The organism is Phyllobacterium sp. 01N428 (assembly GCF_056399405.1).
In genome coordinates, this window is sequence record NZ_JBFTRH010000004.1 from 287,877 (window position 1) to 304,203 (window position 16,327).

At 59.3% G+C, this 16,327-nt stretch carries 14 protein-coding genes; 7 read left to right on the forward strand and 7 right to left on the reverse strand.

Annotation, left to right across the window (positions count from 1 at the left end; genetic code table 11):
• Positions 1-303 precede the first annotated feature (303 nt).
• From trxB to AC1DNI_RS13260, 3 genes are all read left to right on the forward strand, one after another.
• Entirely contained in the window at positions 304-1,278 is a 975-nt protein-coding gene (trxB, locus tag AC1DNI_RS13250) for a thioredoxin-disulfide reductase (RefSeq protein WP_477692158.1), read from the forward strand.
• 152 nt (positions 1,279-1,430) lie between these two features.
• Positions 1,431-2,327, forward strand: coding sequence for a LysR family transcriptional regulator (locus AC1DNI_RS13255; protein ID WP_027233385.1), 897 nt, complete (start codon positions 1,431-1,433; stop codon positions 2,325-2,327).
• Positions 2,328-2,442: 115 nt separating this feature from the next.
• A complete protein-coding gene (locus AC1DNI_RS13260; protein WP_477692159.1) occupies positions 2,443-2,919 on the forward strand; it encodes a DUF2380 domain-containing protein in 477 nt (158 codons plus the stop codon).
• Between the two features lie 232 nt (positions 2,920-3,151).
• Here the strand turns inward: AC1DNI_RS13260 and msrP are convergent, their stop codons facing one another.
• Positions 3,152-4,126 (reverse strand): protein-methionine-sulfoxide reductase catalytic subunit MsrP, encoded by a 975-nt coding sequence (gene msrP / locus AC1DNI_RS13265; protein WP_477692160.1) that lies wholly within the window; start codon positions 4,124-4,126, stop codon positions 3,152-3,154.
• A gap of 134 nt (positions 4,127-4,260) precedes the next feature.
• Positions 4,261-5,463 carry a pyridoxal phosphate-dependent aminotransferase gene (locus AC1DNI_RS13270; RefSeq protein ID WP_477692161.1) on the reverse strand — a complete coding sequence of 401 codons (1,203 nt, stop codon included), beginning with the start codon at positions 5,461-5,463 and terminating at the stop codon, positions 4,261-4,263.
• 241 nt (positions 5,464-5,704) lie between these two features.
• On the opposite strand from AC1DNI_RS13270, the gene AC1DNI_RS13275 reads away from it, so the two are divergent.
• On the forward strand, positions 5,705-6,316 hold the full coding sequence (locus AC1DNI_RS13275; protein ID WP_153668467.1) for a glutathione S-transferase family protein: 612 nt from the start codon (positions 5,705-5,707) through the stop codon (positions 6,314-6,316).
• Positions 6,317-6,334: 18 nt separating this feature from the next.
• On the opposite strand, the gene AC1DNI_RS13280 is transcribed toward AC1DNI_RS13275, so the two are convergent.
• Positions 6,335-7,252: a LysR family transcriptional regulator gene (locus AC1DNI_RS13280; RefSeq protein ID WP_477692162.1), complete on the reverse strand. Its 918-nt coding sequence runs from the start codon at positions 7,250-7,252 to the stop codon at positions 6,335-6,337.
• A gap of 127 nt (positions 7,253-7,379) precedes the next feature.
• Between AC1DNI_RS13280 and AC1DNI_RS13285 the strand changes: the two genes are divergently transcribed.
• Positions 7,380-8,411, forward strand: coding sequence for a zinc-dependent alcohol dehydrogenase family protein (locus AC1DNI_RS13285; RefSeq protein ID WP_477692163.1), 1,032 nt, complete (start codon positions 7,380-7,382; stop codon positions 8,409-8,411).
• Positions 8,412-8,523: 112 nt separating this feature from the next.
• Here AC1DNI_RS13285 and AC1DNI_RS13290 read toward each other — a convergent pair whose 3' ends face one another.
• Positions 8,524-8,736, reverse strand: a complete 213-nt coding sequence (locus tag AC1DNI_RS13290) for a cold-shock protein (RefSeq protein ID WP_027233379.1) — start codon at positions 8,734-8,736, stop codon at positions 8,524-8,526.
• A gap of 324 nt (positions 8,737-9,060) precedes the next feature.
• On the opposite strand from AC1DNI_RS13290, the gene AC1DNI_RS13295 reads away from it, so the two are divergent.
• Positions 9,061-10,845 (forward strand): ABC transporter ATP-binding protein/permease, encoded by a 1,785-nt coding sequence (locus AC1DNI_RS13295; protein WP_081815997.1) that lies wholly within the window; start codon positions 9,061-9,063, stop codon positions 10,843-10,845.
• Between the two features lie 2 nt (positions 10,846-10,847).
• On the opposite strand, the gene AC1DNI_RS13300 is transcribed toward AC1DNI_RS13295, so the two are convergent.
• The 3 genes from AC1DNI_RS13300 to carB all read right to left on the reverse strand — a co-directional run bounded on the left by AC1DNI_RS13300 (position 10,848) and on the right by carB (position 15,051).
• A complete protein-coding gene (locus AC1DNI_RS13300) occupies positions 10,848-11,243 on the reverse strand; it encodes a type II toxin-antitoxin system VapC family toxin (RefSeq protein ID WP_477692164.1) in 396 nt (131 codons plus the stop codon).
• On the reverse strand, positions 11,240-11,476 hold the full coding sequence (locus AC1DNI_RS13305) for a type II toxin-antitoxin system Phd/YefM family antitoxin (RefSeq protein WP_091946441.1): 237 nt from the start codon (positions 11,474-11,476) through the stop codon (positions 11,240-11,242). Before AC1DNI_RS13305 ends, AC1DNI_RS13300 begins: the two co-directional genes overlap by 4 nt.
• 89 nt (positions 11,477-11,565) lie before the next feature.
• Positions 11,566-15,051: a carbamoyl-phosphate synthase large subunit gene (carB, locus tag AC1DNI_RS13310; RefSeq protein WP_477692165.1), complete on the reverse strand. Its 3,486-nt coding sequence runs from the start codon at positions 15,049-15,051 to the stop codon at positions 11,566-11,568.
• Between the two features lie 337 nt (positions 15,052-15,388).
• On the opposite strand from carB, the gene ypfJ reads away from it, so the two are divergent.
• Positions 15,389-16,327 (forward strand): KPN_02809 family neutral zinc metallopeptidase, encoded by a 939-nt coding sequence (gene ypfJ, locus AC1DNI_RS13315; RefSeq protein ID WP_477692166.1) that lies wholly within the window; start codon positions 15,389-15,391, stop codon positions 16,325-16,327.

A 16,327-nucleotide genomic window follows, 5' to 3' on the forward strand; every position in this document is an offset into this window, starting at 1 on the left:
GAACCGCGCGCATAGATTGATGATGGTGCGAAAAATGGCGTTGACCTCCCTCCGTCAGAAATCGGTCGCTATGTTCTGGAAAGGGCGGTGGTCCGCATTTTTGACATCTTCAGTTTCATAACTGGTTCGTGCAGAGCGCACAATGGAACGAAGAGGCGGGAAAGGCAGCAGCAAGCTGTGGCTAACCTGCCTATGTTTTGCACAGACCTTGCAACACCGGGGGCTGAGCCACTACCTTATGGCGGTCGAACGCGAGCTGCGGCCCGCGCCAACTTTTGTGAGAAATGAATTTAAGGTCTTGTTATGTCGAAGCGCCATGTGCCCGTTCTCATTATCGGCTCCGGTCCCGCGGGCTATACCGCAGCGATCTACGCTGCCCGCGCTAATTTGAAACCGCTTATCGTGGCGGGCCTGCAGCAGGGCGGCCAGTTGATGATCACGACCGATGTCGAGAACTATCCGGGCTACGCCGATCCCGTCCAGGGACCCTGGATGATGGAGCAGATGCGCATTCAGGCCGAACATGTCGGGGCCGAAATTGCGCATGACATCATCACCGAGGTCGACTTGTCGGTGCGCCCCTTCCGGCTGGTCGGGGACGGTGGAACACAATACACCTGCGATGCGCTGATTATTGCCACCGGCGCACAGGCGAAGTGGCTCGGAATTCCGACCGAACAGTCTTTCATGGGCTTTGGCGTTTCGGCTTGCGCCACCTGCGACGGATTTTTCTATCGCAACAAGGACGTGGTCGTCGTCGGGGGCGGCAATACTGCCGTCGAGGAAGCGCTTTACCTTGCCAATCTTGCAAAGTCGGTGACCATCGTTCACCGCCGCGACCAGTTCCGTGCCGAGAAAATACTGCAGGATCGCCTGTTCAGCAAAGAAAACGTCACGGTCATCTGGGACAATGTCATAGACGAGATCACGGGCACCGAAGCCCAGGCGCCGCTGCCGGCATCGGTCTCGGGCGTGCGCCTGAAGAACATCAAGACTGGCGAAACCACTGATCTTGAGACTGATGGCGTCTTTGTTGCCATCGGTCACGCGCCGGCCGTCGAGCTCTTCAAGGGCAAGCTCAAGCACAAGCCGAACGGCTATCTATGGACGGCGGCTGATTCCACGGCCACCGATGTTCCCGGCGTCTTTGCTGCCGGCGACGTCACGGACGACATCTACCGGCAGGCGGTAACTGCAGCAGGCATGGGTTGCATGGCAGCACTTGAAGCCGAACGCTGGCTGGCCGCCCAGGAACCAGTACGCGAAGCTGCTGAATAAGAATAACCGCCGCGCACCGCGCCTGATGGCACGCGGCGCTGCAGTGGAATGTTGAGTGGCCCAACCCCAGACAATCAAACATGATTTTGGGAGCAATGGGTCAAATGGAGCTGGCCGCGATGGCGCGGCCGGAGTGGGGAGAAAACTGCGCGATGTCGCTTGATTGGGACAAGTTGCGAATATTTCATGCTGCGGCAGAGGCTGGGTCGTTCACCCATGCTGCCGAGACATTGCACCTGTCGCAATCGGCTATTTCCCGTCAAGTCAGCGCCCTGGAGCAGGATGTCGGCGTGCCGCTGTTCCACAGGCATGCGCGGGGTCTCATTCTGACTGAACAGGGCGAGGTACTTTATCGCACCGCCCACGAAGTTCTCATGAAGCTTGAAAACGTCAGGTCGCGGCTCACCGAAAGCAAGGACAGGCCGTCTGGAAAGCTGCGCGTGACGACGACGGTCGGCCTCGGTTCAGGCTGGCTTATCGAGCGCGTACAGGAGTTCATCGAACTTTATCCTGAAGTCCAGTTGCAACTCCTCCTCGACAATGAGGAACTCGATCTGACGATGCGCCATGCTGATTGCGCCATTCGCCTGCGCCAGCCGCAACAGCCGGATCTTATTCAGCGTCGGCTCTTTACCGTACACATGCACGTCTACGCCGCGCCGGGCTATATTGCCAAGTATGGCAAGATCGAAAGCATCGACGAAATCGATTCGCATCGCATCATCAGCTTCGGCGAACCCGCGCCCTCCTATCTCACCAATCTGAACTGGCTTGAGGTCATCGGCCGATCGGATGGGAACCTCAGGCCGGCGGTACTGCAGATCAACAACCTTTTGTCGATCAAACGTGCCATCCAGAAAGGCGTCGGCATCGGTGTATTGCCGGACTATATGGTGGAGAAGGACTCGACCCTTGTTCGGCTTCTGCCCGAGATGGAATTGCCGTCCTTCGATACGTTCTTCTGCTATCCGGAGGGCATCAAGAACGCCGCAAAGCTGCATGTTTTCCGCGATTTCCTGTTTTCCAAGGCGCGCACCTGGGCGTATTAGACTATCCTTTCTTCGCAGGCGAATTATAGTCCGCCGTGAGGCACCTTCGAACGGACCGGCCATTGCGCCGGCACGGTGTGTCATGCCTGCAGTTGCTCGCATATCGATTGCGTTTTTGAGTCTGCTCCTGGCCTTGGGCCACAGCGATGCGGAAACACAAACGCCGATCGCCTCGGCCAATTTCGATTTCGTCGATACGTCCGGTGAGCCCCGGGACCAATCCGCTGATCATCAGAGGCGCCTGAGGGAGCTTGCAGACTATCTGCGGCAGCAACTGGCGGAGCAAGGCAAGTTCAAACTCGTGCAACTGCCATGCCAGGACGGCCAATGTACGGCGACTGATCCGGGATTTGAAAAGCTCTCCGCACTGGCGAGGCAGAACGGCGCGACCTATGTCGTCATTGGCGCCGTGCAGAAAACCAGCACGCTCATCGGCTGGCTGCGATATTCGGTGCTGGACGTGCGGGACAGCCGCGCCGTCTGCGGCGACTTCATCACCTATCGCGGCGATACCGACGAAGCATGGCGGCGGGCTGCGAAGTTTTCGGCCGGACAAATCATTCGGCATTGCGATTTCAATATGCAAAAATGATGAATTCTTAAGCGGATTGGCGCGCTATGCATCAGATGCATGGGTGCAATGCACAATTGGATGTTGCGAGAAAGGGCCAAAACCTTCATATCCACATCACTTGCCGGTGCGTCTCCTCCTCCCATTGCGCGCCCGCAAGTGTTCCCCTCTGGAGGTTTTAGCCGGAAACGGCACCTTCAAAACTTAAGGCCGGGCATTTGTCCGGCCTCTTTTCTTTTCAGGGGTACGCTTTTTAGCGATAGAGTTCTTCGCCCTCGATCCCCGCATATAATCCAGCCACCTGTTCGCCATACCCGTTGAATAGCAACGTCGGCACGGTCTCGCCGGTGTGCAACACGCGCTCCTGCGCCTGGCTCCAGCGCGGGTGCGCGACCTCTGGATTGACGTTGGCCCAGAATCCATATTCGTTCGAGGCGAGCCCTTCCCAGAAACTTACCGGCCGCTCGTCTGTGAAGCTGATCTTGCGGATCGATTTGATCGATTTGAATCCGTATTTCCACGGCAGGGCAAGGCGAAGCGGCGCGCCGAACTGGTTGAGGAGCGGCTTGCCATAGGCGCCCGTCACCATGAAGGCGAGTTCGTTTGCCGCCTCCGCCATGGTTATCCCCTCCACATAGGGCCAGGTATACAGGAAGCCATTCTGGCCGCTCGCCATCGCCGGATCGTAAAATGTCTCGAAGCGAATATATTTCGCCGAGGCGGTCGGCTTTGCCAGTTCCACAAGCTTCGCCAGCGAGAAGCCGGTCCAGGGTATGGTCATCGACCATGCCTCGACGCAGCGGTGCCGGTAGAGGCGCTCCTCCAGCGGCATTTTTGTCTCGAGTTCGGCAAAGGCGATGGTGAAGGGTTTTTCCACCATGCCGCCGATTTCAATGTCCCAGGGATTGGTGACGAGTGTCTGCGCCTCGGTCCAGATGTCCTTGTCGCCACCGAACTCATAGAAATTATTGTACTTCGAATTGATCTCTTCCGGTGTCAGGCTGCGGTCGAGTTTATAGGCCGCATTCTGTTTCGCGGGGTAGAGCGCCGGGTTGCCCGCAGGCAAAGTTGCAGCCCGCGCAGCTTTCGGCAGACTCGCGCTTGCCGCAAGCGCCAGCGCCCCGAGGCCCCAGGCCTTCAAAATATACCTGCGATCGAGAAATGCCGTTTCAGGGGTCGCCAAGGCGTCGGAAATCGCCCAGGCGGGCTTGCGAATTATTACGGCCATGACCACTCCGTTATGCCGGTTTCGGGGTGCAAAATAGCCAGTAATCGCAGGCCGTTGTCACACAATGGCGTGATTAGTCGGCGGAACGAAAAGGGGCCGCTTTACGGCCCCCTTCACTGGTCTTCTGCAATCAATCAGCGAAGGCTGGCGCAGAATCGCTGAATGCGCTTGCCGGCCTCTTCGAGGTTGGCGTCGGAGGTTGCATAGGAAATACGGAAGTTCGGGCCAAGCCCGAATGCCGAGCCATGTACGGCGGCGACAGCTTCCGTTGCCAGCAGTTCGCTGACGAAATCCTCGTCAGTTTCGATGACCTTGCCCGACGGTGCGGTCTTGCCGATTGCGGCCGCGCAGGACGGATAGACGTAGAATGCGCCTTCGGGTTTCGGGCATTCGAGGAGCTTGGTCTGGTTCAGCATCGAGACGATCAGGTCGCGACGTCCTTCGAAGGCCTTCTTGAACACCCGCAAATGTTCTTGCGTTCCATCGAGCGCTTCCACGGCCGCCCACTGTGAAATGGAGCTCGTCCCGGACGTCTGCTGGCCCTGGACCATGTCCATTGCCTTGATCAGTTCGAGCGGGCCGGCGGCGTAGCCGATGCGCCAGCCGGTCATGGCATAGGCCTTCGAAACGCCGTTCATCGTCAGGGTGCGGTTGTAGAGGTTCGGCTCGACCTGTGCCGGCGTGACAAACTTGAAGTCGCCATAGGTCAGGTGCTCGTACATGTCGTCGGTCAGCACCCAGACATGCGGATGCCGCATCAGCACATCCGTCAGCTTCTTCATTTCGTCCCACGTATAGGCCGCGCCCGACGGGTTCGAAGGCGAATTCATGATGATCCACTTGGTCTTCGGCGTGATCGCACGCTCGAGATCCTCGGGCTGCAACTTGAATTCGTTCTTCTGCAACGCGGAGACGATCACCGGGGTGCCGCCGCACAACGCCACCATTTCAGGGTAGCTTACCCAATAGGGCGCAACGCAGATCACTTCATCGCCTGGATTGAGCGTCGCAAGCAGCGCGTTATAGATGACGTGCTTGCCGCCGGTGCTGACGATAACCTGGTTGGCCTTGTATTCGAGTTCGTTCTCGCGCTTGAATTTGCGCACGATCGCTTCGCGCAGCTGCGGTATGCCCGCGACGGGCGTATATTTGGTTTCGCCGCGGCGGATGGCGGCAATTGCGGCTTCCTTGACATTATCGGGCGTATCGAAGTCCGGCTCGCCGACCGATAGGGAAATGACATCACGGCCCTCGGCTTTCAGATCGCGCGCTTTCTGGGTGATCGCAATGGTTGCGGAAGTCTTCACACGGGAAAGGGCGTCTGCGAGGAATGCCATTTTGTCGTTCTCCAGAAACGAGGGTTGATAACCGCCGGGCGGTTGCGGGGTTCGTATGTCGCAATGGAGGGCGAATCGCAAGCAAAAGCATGCCCTGAAGGCTTTTCATCGCTCACTTTCTATGCAGGGTGTGACATCGAACTGACGAAGCATCAGCTTCGCTTGTCACATCCTTCAAGCAAAATGATTGGACATTGCGCGAAGGAGCGAAAATATTCGCCTGCCACAGGAGACCAGCCATATGCCGAAACTCTACTCACAGCCCGAATCCGGAAACTGCTACAAGCCACGGCTTTTGATGGCGAAATTGGCAATGCCGTTCGAGCATATCCATGTGTCTTCCGTCGACGGTTCAACGCGCAAGCCGGAATATCTGGCAAAAAATCCGAACGGAAAGGTGCCCCTGCTCGAGCTCGACGACGGGCGGCTCCTCGCAGAATCAAACGCAATCCTGCTGCACCTTGGCGAAGGCAGCCGCTTCATTCCCGAGGACCCCTACGAGCGGGCGCTGATGTATCAGTGGCTGTTCTTCGAGCAGTATACGCATGAACCGAACATCGCCGTGCGAAAGGCCTTGTTCGTCTATCCGGAACGGGCCAAGGAGGCGACGCCCGAGCGGCTCGCGGCAACGCTCGAGGGTGGAAACAAGGCACTCCTCGTCATGGAAACGCAGCTGCAGAAAACGCCATATCTGGTGGGCAGCAGCATGAGCCTCGCCGACATCGCCCTCTACGCCTATACACACGAAGCCAATCGCGGCGGCTACGATCTTTCAGCCTACCCGTCGATTGCAAAATGGCTGAGCCGGGTTGCTGCAGACGAAGGACACGTGCCAATCACGTGGATCCCGTAGGAGATCCCACTCGCCCAGTCACTTGATCTCACGGTCTGCGCCGGTCATGCCCGGAAGGTGGCTCGCCAAAGCGTCGACGAGGACACGTAGGCGGGCGGGCATGAAGGGCGCGGTCGGCCATACGGCGAATGTGTCGAAGATCAGAGGCTCAAGCCCGGTCAACACCTGGACCAGACGGCCTGCGCGAACGTGTTCGCGGATCAGCCAGCACGGCGACCATACGAGGCCAAGACCGCTCGCGGCAGCATCCGCCGCAGCCTCAAGATCGTCAACGATGAGCAAACTTCGCGCCGGGGCAGCGAAGGTGCCGCCGCGCCCGTCAGGGAACAGCCAGGGTCGGGCATTGCCGTCGCGGCCATAGGTGATGGCATCGTGTGCCGCGATGTCATCAAGTGTGCCCGGCGTCCCGCGCGCGGCGAGATAGTCCGGCGACGCGCAGATGGCCATGCGCTGGCGGGCAATACGGCGCGCGCTCAATCCAGCCCTGTCCGGAAGCACGGTGTTGCGCACGATCAAATCGTAACCCTCTTCGATAAGGTCCACGGTCCGGTCGGTGAAGGAGACGTCGAATCGCAGTCGCGGATATTGCCGGGCGAGATCGAAGACAATCGGCGCCACGCAGCGCCGGCCGAAGATTGCCGGCACGCTGATCCGCATGCGGCCGGCTGGCTCGGCCATTTCCGAGGTCAGAGCAAATTCGGCCGCCTCGACTTCAGCAAGGACGCGCAGCGAGCGCTCGTAGAAGGCGTGCCCCTCTGCAGTCAGCGCAAATGCCCGGGTTGTGCGATGGCAGAGCCTGACGCCAAGCCGCTGCTCAAGGCGTGCCACGGTCTTGCCCACCGCTGACCTCGACATGTGCAGACGTTCGGCAGCAGCCGAGAATCCGCCCGCGTCGACAACCGCGACAAATTCTTGAATGCCGGCGAGTTTGTTCAACGTCCTCGATCCTCATTGTAGACAGTAGGGATACAATATTGATGCGGATTGGCGCAACTGTTGTGCTCGCGGCGCCTATATGGTCGACACCTCAACCCGGAGGCGGGTGCGATAGAAAGGTGTATTTATGAAAACGACGATGGGACGCTGGCAATTGATCGCGGCCGGCAGGGAAAATCTAAAGCTAGCGGAGGTACCGGTTCCGCAACCAGGGCCCGGCGAAATATTGATCAAGGTCTTCGCCGCGTCGTTGAACTATCGTGACAAACTCTTCATCGATGACGGTTTCGGCTTGCCCGATCCGCTGACGGAACCGGTGGTGCCTGCTTCCGACCTTTCCGGCATCGTCGCCGGGGTCGGCGACGGCGTGACGCGCTTTGCCGTGGGCGACAGCGTCATCTCCACGTTTATTCCCGATTGGATCGATGGCGACGGCCCCGGGACCGCGAGAGAACCCAACGGGCGCACGCTCGGGGGCGCGGTGCCGGGGGTTCTTGCCGAGTATGTCGTTCTCCACGAAGACTGGGCGGTGCGAGGCCCTGCCACCCTTACGCACAGTGAGGCCAGCACGCTGCCCTGCGCTGGACTGACCGCGTGGACGGCGCTTGTCGAGCGTGGACAATTGCGGGCGGGACAGACGGTCCTCATTCTTGGCACCGGCGGCGTTTCGCTGTTCGGGCTTCAAATCGGCCTGATGCACGGGGCCGAAATCATCGTCGTTTCAGGGGACGACAAGAAGCTGGCTCGCGCGAGCGAACACGGCGCCCACCATGGCATCAATCGCAAAAAAGAGGATTGGGTGGCCGCCGTTCATCGCCTGACGCACGATCACGGCGCCGATCATATTCTCGAAACCGTGGGCGGCGCCCATCTTGGCAAATCGCTTGAGGCGGCTGCCGTCGCGGGGCGCATCTCCCTTATTGGCATTCTCGAAGGGCTGGATGTGTCCGGCAGCTTTGGCGCATTCGCCCGCAAGCGACTGATCGTCGAAGGTCTTCAGGTCGGCCATCGGCGGGGACTTGAAGATCTGGTAAGCGCCTATGACGTTTCAGGCGTGAAGCCGATCATCGAGGCCAGCTACACGTTGGCCGAGCTCAACGCTGCGCTTGATCATCTTGATCGGGGACCGTTCGGTAAAGTTGTTGTTGAACTCGCTTAGAAGTTGAGTCCGGCGGACCGACGAATCTCTTGATATAAAACGAAAAAGGCGGGGTGAACCCGCCTTTCTCAATTCTGTGCTTCAGAAATCGAACGATTCCCGGTTTGCGGCATCAACCCGCGACGCTGAGGTTGTCAGCGGACGACTTGCCCGAACGACGGTCCTGAACGATCTCGTAGTTGACCTTCTGACCGTCATTGAGGCCGCGCAGACCTGCGCGTTCAACAGCGGAAATATGGACGAATACGTCGGCACCACCGGTATCAGGCTGGATGAAACCGTAGCCCTTAGTGCTGTTGAACCATTTCACTGTTCCCGTAGCCATGGGAAATTCCTTTCAGATGTATAAGACAGGCAGCATGCACATATGCAGCCCAGGGAATCGAACCTATGCAATGGAGTTCATCAGGAAGCGCAACGGGTTACGCAGGTCGCAAAGTCACTCGACCGATAAAATCGATGACGGATACATATGACAGATTCCGGCCCAAAACAAGCCGGATTCAAAATGGCCTGCCATCGAGGTTACCGCGCAGCGCTTGCGTGCGTAAATTTTGCCCCTACATTCCGTCTTGCATTTCAGCGCATTATCCGACGTGTGTTAGAAGGTAGAACAAGGCCGACTCGCGGTCGCCCACAGGGGAAACTCATGGCGGAGCAGAAACCGAACCGATCCACGCCCACCTCCGTCGCGGGCGAAGTGGAAGCGGGTCTCTGGGCGCAGCTTCGCGTCATCGGCAATATCTACTGGATTTCGCCGGTTCGTAACCGCCTTATTCTCCTCATCCTCGGCGTCTTCGCCATTATCATCGTCACCTCGGCGGGGCAGGTCCTTCTCAACCGCTGGAACGTGCCGTTCTATGATGCCCTGTCGCGCCGCGATTTTTCGGCGTTCGTCGATCAGCTCATGGTGTTCTTCGCCATTGCCTCGGTGCTGCTCGTGCTCAACGTGGCGCAGACCTGGCTCAACCAGATGGCGCGCCTCAAACTGCGCGAGGGGCTGACGCGCGATCTCGTCGGCGAATGGCTGCAACCACGACGGGCATTCAAGCTCTCCAATTCCGGTCCGATCGGCGTCAATCCCGACCAGCGCCTGCATGAGGACGCCCGCCACCTCGCCGAAATGTCGACCGATCTCGGCTTCGGGCTGTTGCAGGCGTCGATATTGCTGATCAGCTTTGTCGGCGTGTTGTGGACGTTTTCCAGCGGCTTCGTCTTCAACGTGGCGGGCTACAGTTTTTCCATACCGGGCTACATGGTCTGGGCAGCATTTCTCTATGCCGGCATCGCTTCGTGGATCAGTTGGCTCGTCGGACGCCGGCTCATCCATCTCAATGCCGACCGATACCAGAAGGAATCGGAACTGCGCTTCTCGCTGATGCGCGTCAACGAACATATCGATGCGATTTCGCTCTACCGTGGCGAGGCCGACGAGAATCGCCGGCTCGGTTTCGATATCGACCGACTGCTTGGCGCAATCCGCCTGTTGGTCACCGCCTTGACCCAGTTGACCTGGGTCACGTCGGGTTACGGCTGGATCACAATCGTTGCCCCGATCCTCGTTGCGGCACCGGTCTACTTTGCTGGTAACCTGTCATTTGGCGGCTTGATGGCTGCGATCGGGGCGTTTAACCAGGTGCACGACGCGTTGAAATGGTTCGTCAACAATTTCGGCGCCATTGCCGATTGGCGCGCCACGCTTTTGCGTGTGACGTCATTCCGCCAGGCCGTCCAGGCGACCGACCTCATGAACAGTGTTGACCAGCGCATCAAGTTCACCGAGACGGATTCCAACCAGATCGTCCTGGAATCGCTGAAAATCACCGCGCCCCGGGCAACGGTTCGGCTGAAGGAAAAGAAGGCGGTCGTCAAGGAAGGCGAGCGGGTCCTGATAACCAGCGAAGCTGGGATAGACCGGACATTGCTGTTCCGCGCCATTGCCGGCCTCTGGCCGTGGGGTGCCGGAACGGTCAGCCTGCCGGCGAACACCTCGATACTCTATATGCCGCGTTCGCCCTATTTTCCGCCGGGCAGCCTGCGGGGAGCGATGTCGTATCCGCAAGGCGAGGAAGCCTTTTCCGACGAGCAACTGGTATCGGCCCTTCATGAACTCGGCCTGACCCGGCTTGAATCAATGCTCGATTTCCGCGCGCGCTGGGACAGGGAACTCAGCGACGACGAACAGCAATCTCTGGCCTTCGCCCGCCTCAAACTGCACGAACCAAGCTGGGTGGTGATCGATGAGGCCCTCGACGCAATGGAACCTGCTGCGCATGAGCGGGTCATGAAGGTTTTGCGCAACCATCTCGCCAAGTCGACCGTGGTGCATATCGGACGGGAGGACAAGGACGAAAAGCTCTTCGCCAAGGTGCTGCATTTCGTCAGCGACCCGTCAGGCCACGGGCTCGAGAACGAAGGGATCGAAGGGGTTTAGCGCTACCAGATTGTGGTGATGTGCGCGTATTCCTGAATTTTGCTGTCGGCTGTGACCAGCGGCGCGCTCAAGACATGACACGTGGCGACGATCATGCGGTCAGCCGGATCCTTGTGAAAGTCGCCTGGCAATCTCACCGATTTTACCCCGATCTCTCGATCTACGGCGACAAAGCGCATTCGCTCGATTCGCGCGACTGCGCTTAGCCAAGAATCGACATCCATCGAAAGCACCAGCCGTCCTCGATCGACCAGCATGGCGATTTCCCAAACTGAGATGGCCGAGATAATGATCTCGCCACTCACTTGCTGCTCTTGGATCACGTTACGTGCCGTCCTACTCAAGGCGGGATCGCCGCTCACCCACCAGACCAGGACATGTGTGTCCAGTACGATCACTGCGCCTCGGCCCAGTCATCGTCGCCGACCGGGTCGGTTGGCTTGTCGTACTGAATGACCGAGCCACGTAACACGTCCATTGCGCTGCGTTCGGTTCCGCCGCGATAAGGTCGCACTTCGAGCACCGGCTTGCCGTGGTCGGTTACGACAAGGCTTACTCCAGACGCTTCGACCTGCCGAAAATATTCAAGCGCCTTTGCCTTGAACTCGGATTTGGATACCTGTCTGCTCATATTCGTGACCATAGTCAGATGCCTGTGGTCATTTTACTGTGTATTGTCCTGCCAGGCAAGTAGCGGTGCCACCAGCCCGGCCTAGACTGTCAAACGAAATAATCCTGCAGCGGCCTGACCTCAAGCGACCCCGCCTTCAGCGCCGCGATTGCTTCGGCGACCGCATCGGCACCCGAGAGGGTGGTGTAATATGGCACCTTCTGCATCAGCGTTGCGCGGCGGAGGGACTTGGAGTCCGAGATCGCCTTAGCGCTGTCCGTGGTGTTGAAGACCAACTGGACCTGCCGGTTGCGGATGGCGTCCTCGACATGCGGTCGGCCTTCCTGAACCTTGTTGATCTTCTGGGCCGCGACGCCGTTTTCCGAAAGAAAACGGGCCGTGCCGCCGGTCGCCATGATTTTGAAGCCGAGCCCGGAGAGACGCTTGACGGCCGAAAGGATACCCGGCTTGTCGTCGTCGCGGACAGAAACGAACAGCGTTCCATCGCGCGGAAGATCGACACCGGCGCCGAGCTGTGACTTGGCAAAGGCCAGCGCGTAGTCATAGTCGAGACCCATGACCTCACCGGTCGAGCGCATCTCTGGCCCAAGCAGCGTATCAACGCCGGGGAAGCGCGCGAACGGGAATACCGCTTCCTTGACGGCGATGTGCTTGCGGCCCGTCGTTGCCGGCTTGCCGCCATAATTGGCAAGCGCCTGATCCAGCGTTTCGCCGGACATGATCCGCGCTGCGACCTTGGCAATTGGCGTTCCGATGGTCTTGGCGACGAAAGGCACTGTACGTGAGGCGCGAGGGTTCACTTCAAGCACATAGATTGTGTCGTTCTTGATGGCGTATTGTACATTCATCAGGCCGACGACATTGAGCGATTTGGCAAGCGCAGCCGTTTGCTTTTCGAGTTCGGCCACCGTTTCAGCGGAGAGCGAGTGGACGGGCAGGGAGCAGGCGCTGTCGCCGGAATGGATGCCGGCCTCCTCGATGTGCTCCATTATGCCGGAAACCCAGGTGTCCTTGCCGTCGCACAGGCAGTCGACATCGACTTCAATGGCCTCGGTCAGGTAGCGGTCGAAAAGCAGCGGGTTTTTGCCGAGGAGCGTATTGATCTGCCCGGTTTTATCATTGGGATACTTCTGCTTGATTTCCTCAGGCACGAGTTCGGGAACCGTGTCGAGAAGATAGCTCTGCAGCGACCGCTCGTCATGGATGATCTGCATGGCGCGTCCGCCGAGCACGTAGGACGGGCGTACCACTAGCGGGAAGCCGAGTTCGCCAGCAATGGTGCGGGCCTGCTCAACCGAATAGGCGATACCGTTTTTCGGCTGGGTCAGATCAAGCTTGACGAGAAGCTTCTGGAATCGGTCGCGGTCCTCTGCAAGATCGATCGCGTCCGGCGACGTGCCGAGGATCGGGATACCGGCCTTCTCCAGCGCATCGGCGAGCTTGAGCGGCGTCTGGCCACCGAACTGGACGATGACGCCATGGAGTGTGCCGGCGCTCTGTTCCGTGCGCAGGATTTCAAGGACGTCTTCAGCCGTCAAAGGTTCGAAGTAGAGCCGGTCCGAGGTGTCGTAGTCGGTCGATACGGTCTCCGGGTTGCAGTTGATCATGATGGCTTCGTAGCCGGCATCGCGCAGCGCGAAAGCAGCATGGCAGCAGCAATAGTCGAATTCGATACCCTGGCCGATACGGTTCGGCCCGCCGCCGAGGATGACGACTTTCTTACGATCGGAGACTTCGGCCTCCGAGGCGAGCGCTCCGGCAAAGGGTACTTCATAGGTCGAATACATGTAGGCGGTCGGCGAGGCGAACTCGGCAGCGCAGGTGTCGATGCGCTTGTAGACCGGATGAACGTCCAGCTTGTTGCGAAGCTTGGTGACATCGGAAGCCTCGACCTTGGCGAGACTGGCGAGACGCGCATCGGAAAAGCCCATGCCCTTCAGCATGCGCAGGTTCTGCGCGTCCTGCGGCAGGCCATGCTCGCGTACCCGTTCTTCCGTGGCGATGATTTCCGCCATCTGTTCGAGAAACCACGGGTCGATCTTGCAGCCCTCGTGCACCTCCTCGACGGAAAGACCAAGCCGCAACGCCTGCGCCACCATGCGCAGCCGGTCCGGCGTGGGCGTGCCGATGGCGGCGCGGATCGCATTGTTGTCGTTGCCCTCACCGGTGCCGGGGATCGTAATTTCGTCGAGGCCGGTCAGACCGGTTTCAAGACCGCGCAGCGCCTTTTGCAGCGATTCCTTGAAGGTGCGTCCTATCGCCATGACCTCGCCGACCGACTTCATTGCCGTCGTCAGGATCGGTTCGGCGCCGGGGAATTTTTCGAAGGCGAAGCGGGGGATCTTGGTGACGACATAATCGATCGAAGGTTCGAACGATGCCGGCGTCGCGCCGCCGGTAATGTCGTTTTCAAGTTCGTCGAGCGTATAGCCGACGGCGAGCTTGGCTGCGACCTTGGCAATGGGGAAGCCCGTTGCCTTCGACGCCAGCGCCGAGGATCGTGATACGCGCGGGTTCATCTCGATGACGATCAGCCGCCCGTTTTCCGGGTTGACGGCGAACTGGACGTTCGAGCCGCCGGTCTCGACCCCGATCTCGCGCAGCACCGCGATAGAGGCGTTGCGCATGATCTGGTATTCCTTGTCGGTCAACGTCAGAGCGGGGGCAACGGTGATCGAGTCGCCGGTATGGACGCCCATCGGATCGACGTTCTCGATCGAGCAGATGATGATGCAATTGTCCGCCTTGTCGCGAACAACCTCCATCTCGTACTCCTTCCATCCGAGCACCGACTCCTCGATCAGCACCTCGGTCGTCGGCGAGGCATCGAGGCCGCTGCCGATGATTTCATAGAACTCGGTACGGTTGTAGGCGATGCCGCCGCCGGTGCCGCCCATGGTAAAGGAAGGGCGGATGATAGCCGGGAGGCCGACATGGTCGAGCGCGGCCCCGGCCATACCGAGTGCATGCGAGACATAGCGCTGCTTGCGGTCGCCTTCGCCGAGCTGCCATTCGGTCTCGAGCTTGTCGAGCGCGGCGTCGAGTTCCGCGCCGGAATATTTCGCTTTCACCGCCTCGCGCTGCTCCTGGTGCAGGCGGCGGTCGTGATCCTTGACGTCCGTGGCATTAGCGAGCATCGAGCGCGGTGTTTCGAGGCCGATCTTGGCCATCGCCTCGCGGAAAAGCGCCCGGTCCTCGGCCTTGTCGATAGCCGCGGCATCGGCGCCGATCATCTCGACATTGTAGCGGTCGAGAACGCCCATGCGGCGCAGCGAAAGCGCGGTATTGAGCGCGGTCTGGCCGCCCATGGTCGGCAGCAGCGCGTCCGGACGCTCCTTGGCGATGATCTTCGCGACGACTTCAGGGGTGATCGGCTCGATATAGGTGGCGTCGGCAAGCTCCGGATCGGTCATGATCGTCGCCGGATTGGAATTGACGAGGATGACCCGGTAGCCTTCTTCCTTCAGCGCCTTACAGGCTTGCGTGCCGGAATAGTCAAACTCGCATGCCTGACCGATGATGATCGGGCCAGCGCCGATGATCAGAATAGATTTGATGTCGGTGCGTTTTGGCATGGTCGGTTCCTATCCATAGCGTGCTGCACAAAAAACCGCACGGGTTTCGACCGTACGGACAGACACTTAAGTTCCAGATGCGAGGCTAAGGCTGCCTTATAGGCAAAGGAATCGCATTACGTAACCCCAAAAACGCGGCATTTCATCCTTTTTCGCCGCAGTTTGGGGCTCGTTTGTGGCTCGGCCTTGCCGCTGCATCAATCGGTCATGAAAGTTGATTATGTGTCGTCGGCGCCTCTGCGTTGAAAAATAGCCGCATGCGTGAAACAAATATCGCACTATACTGTTGATAGTGCAGCATATCGGCCGGTTCGTCGGCTGGCTTTGGGAGATGGACATGCGTTGGCAAGGCCGCAGGCAAAGTGACAATGTTGAGGATCAACGCGGCGAGGGCGACGGCGGCTTTCCCGGAGGCATCGGTCGCGGCGGGTTCCGGTTGCCGACAGGCGGCGGTTTCAGCACGGCGCGCGGCGGCGGCTTTTCAGGCATCGTCATCCTCGCGGCAATTTTCCTGTTCCTGAAGTTCTGCACCAATATCGATCCCATGCAGATCCTCGTCGGTTCTGGCGAAGATGGCGGTTCGCTTTCGCCGAGCCAGACCCAGTCCCCCTCGGGAGGCGACACGTCCGTCAAGAGCAACGATGAGATGACCCAGTTCGTCCGGACGATCCTTGCCGAGACCGAGGACGTCTGGAGCGGCATCTTCCAGGCCGAGGGCCAGACCTATCCGGCGCCCACCATGGTGCTCTTCAATGGGCAGGTGCGGTCCGCCTGCGGTTTCGCCAGTGCGGCGTCCGGGCCGTTCTATTGCCCCGGCGATCGCAAGCTCTACATCGATCTGAGTTTCTATGACGAACTGGACAAGAAGTTCGGCGCATCGGGCGACTTCGCCCAGGCCTATGTGCTTGCCCACGAAGTCGGCCACCATGTACAGAACCTGATCGGCGTGCTGCCCAAGTTCAACCAGATGCGTCAGAACATGAGTGAGGCGGATGCCAATGCCATGTCTGTTCGCGTCGAGCTCCAGGCCGACTGTTTCGCCGGCATATGGGGCCACTTCACCGAGCAGAAGGGCATTCTCGAAGCGGGCGATCTGGAAGAGGCATTGAATGCCGCACAGAAGATCGGCGACGATACGCTGCAGCGGAAAATGCAGGGTTATGTCGTGCCGGAGAGCTTCAACCATGGCACCTCGCAGCAACGCGCGACCTGGTTCAAGCGCGGATTCGACAGCGGCAAGCTCGATAGCTGTGACACGTTCAACAGCAAGATCTGA

Bases quoted from the DNA above. Each gene is read 5' to 3' on its own strand.
- trxB (WP_477692158.1), top strand. From the start codon at position 304: ATGTCGAAGCGCCATGTGCCCGTTCTCATTATCGGCTCCGGTCCCGCG.
- AC1DNI_RS13255 (WP_027233385.1), top strand. From the start codon at position 1,431: ATGTCGCTTGATTGGGACAAGTTGCGAATATTTCATGCTGCGGCAGAG.
- msrP (WP_477692160.1), bottom strand. From the start codon at position 4,126: ATGGCCGTAATAATTCGCAAGCCCGCCTGGGCGATTTCCGACGCCTTG.
- AC1DNI_RS13270 (WP_477692161.1), bottom strand. From the start codon at position 5,463: ATGGCATTCCTCGCAGACGCCCTTTCCCGTGTGAAGACTTCCGCAACC.
- AC1DNI_RS13275 (WP_153668467.1), top strand. From the start codon at position 5,705: ATGCCGAAACTCTACTCACAGCCCGAATCCGGAAACTGCTACAAGCCA.
- AC1DNI_RS13285 (WP_477692163.1), top strand. From the start codon at position 7,380: ATGAAAACGACGATGGGACGCTGGCAATTGATCGCGGCCGGCAGGGAA.
- AC1DNI_RS13290 (WP_027233379.1), bottom strand. From the start codon at position 8,736: ATGGCTACGGGAACAGTGAAATGGTTCAACAGCACTAAGGGCTACGGT.
- AC1DNI_RS13295 (WP_081815997.1), top strand. From the start codon at position 9,061: ATGGCGGAGCAGAAACCGAACCGATCCACGCCCACCTCCGTCGCGGGC.
- AC1DNI_RS13305 (WP_091946441.1), bottom strand. From the start codon at position 11,476: ATGAGCAGACAGGTATCCAAATCCGAGTTCAAGGCAAAGGCGCTTGAA.
- carB (WP_477692165.1), bottom strand. From the start codon at position 15,051: ATGCCAAAACGCACCGACATCAAATCTATTCTGATCATCGGCGCTGGC.
- ypfJ (WP_477692166.1), top strand. From the start codon at position 15,389: ATGCGTTGGCAAGGCCGCAGGCAAAGTGACAATGTTGAGGATCAACGC.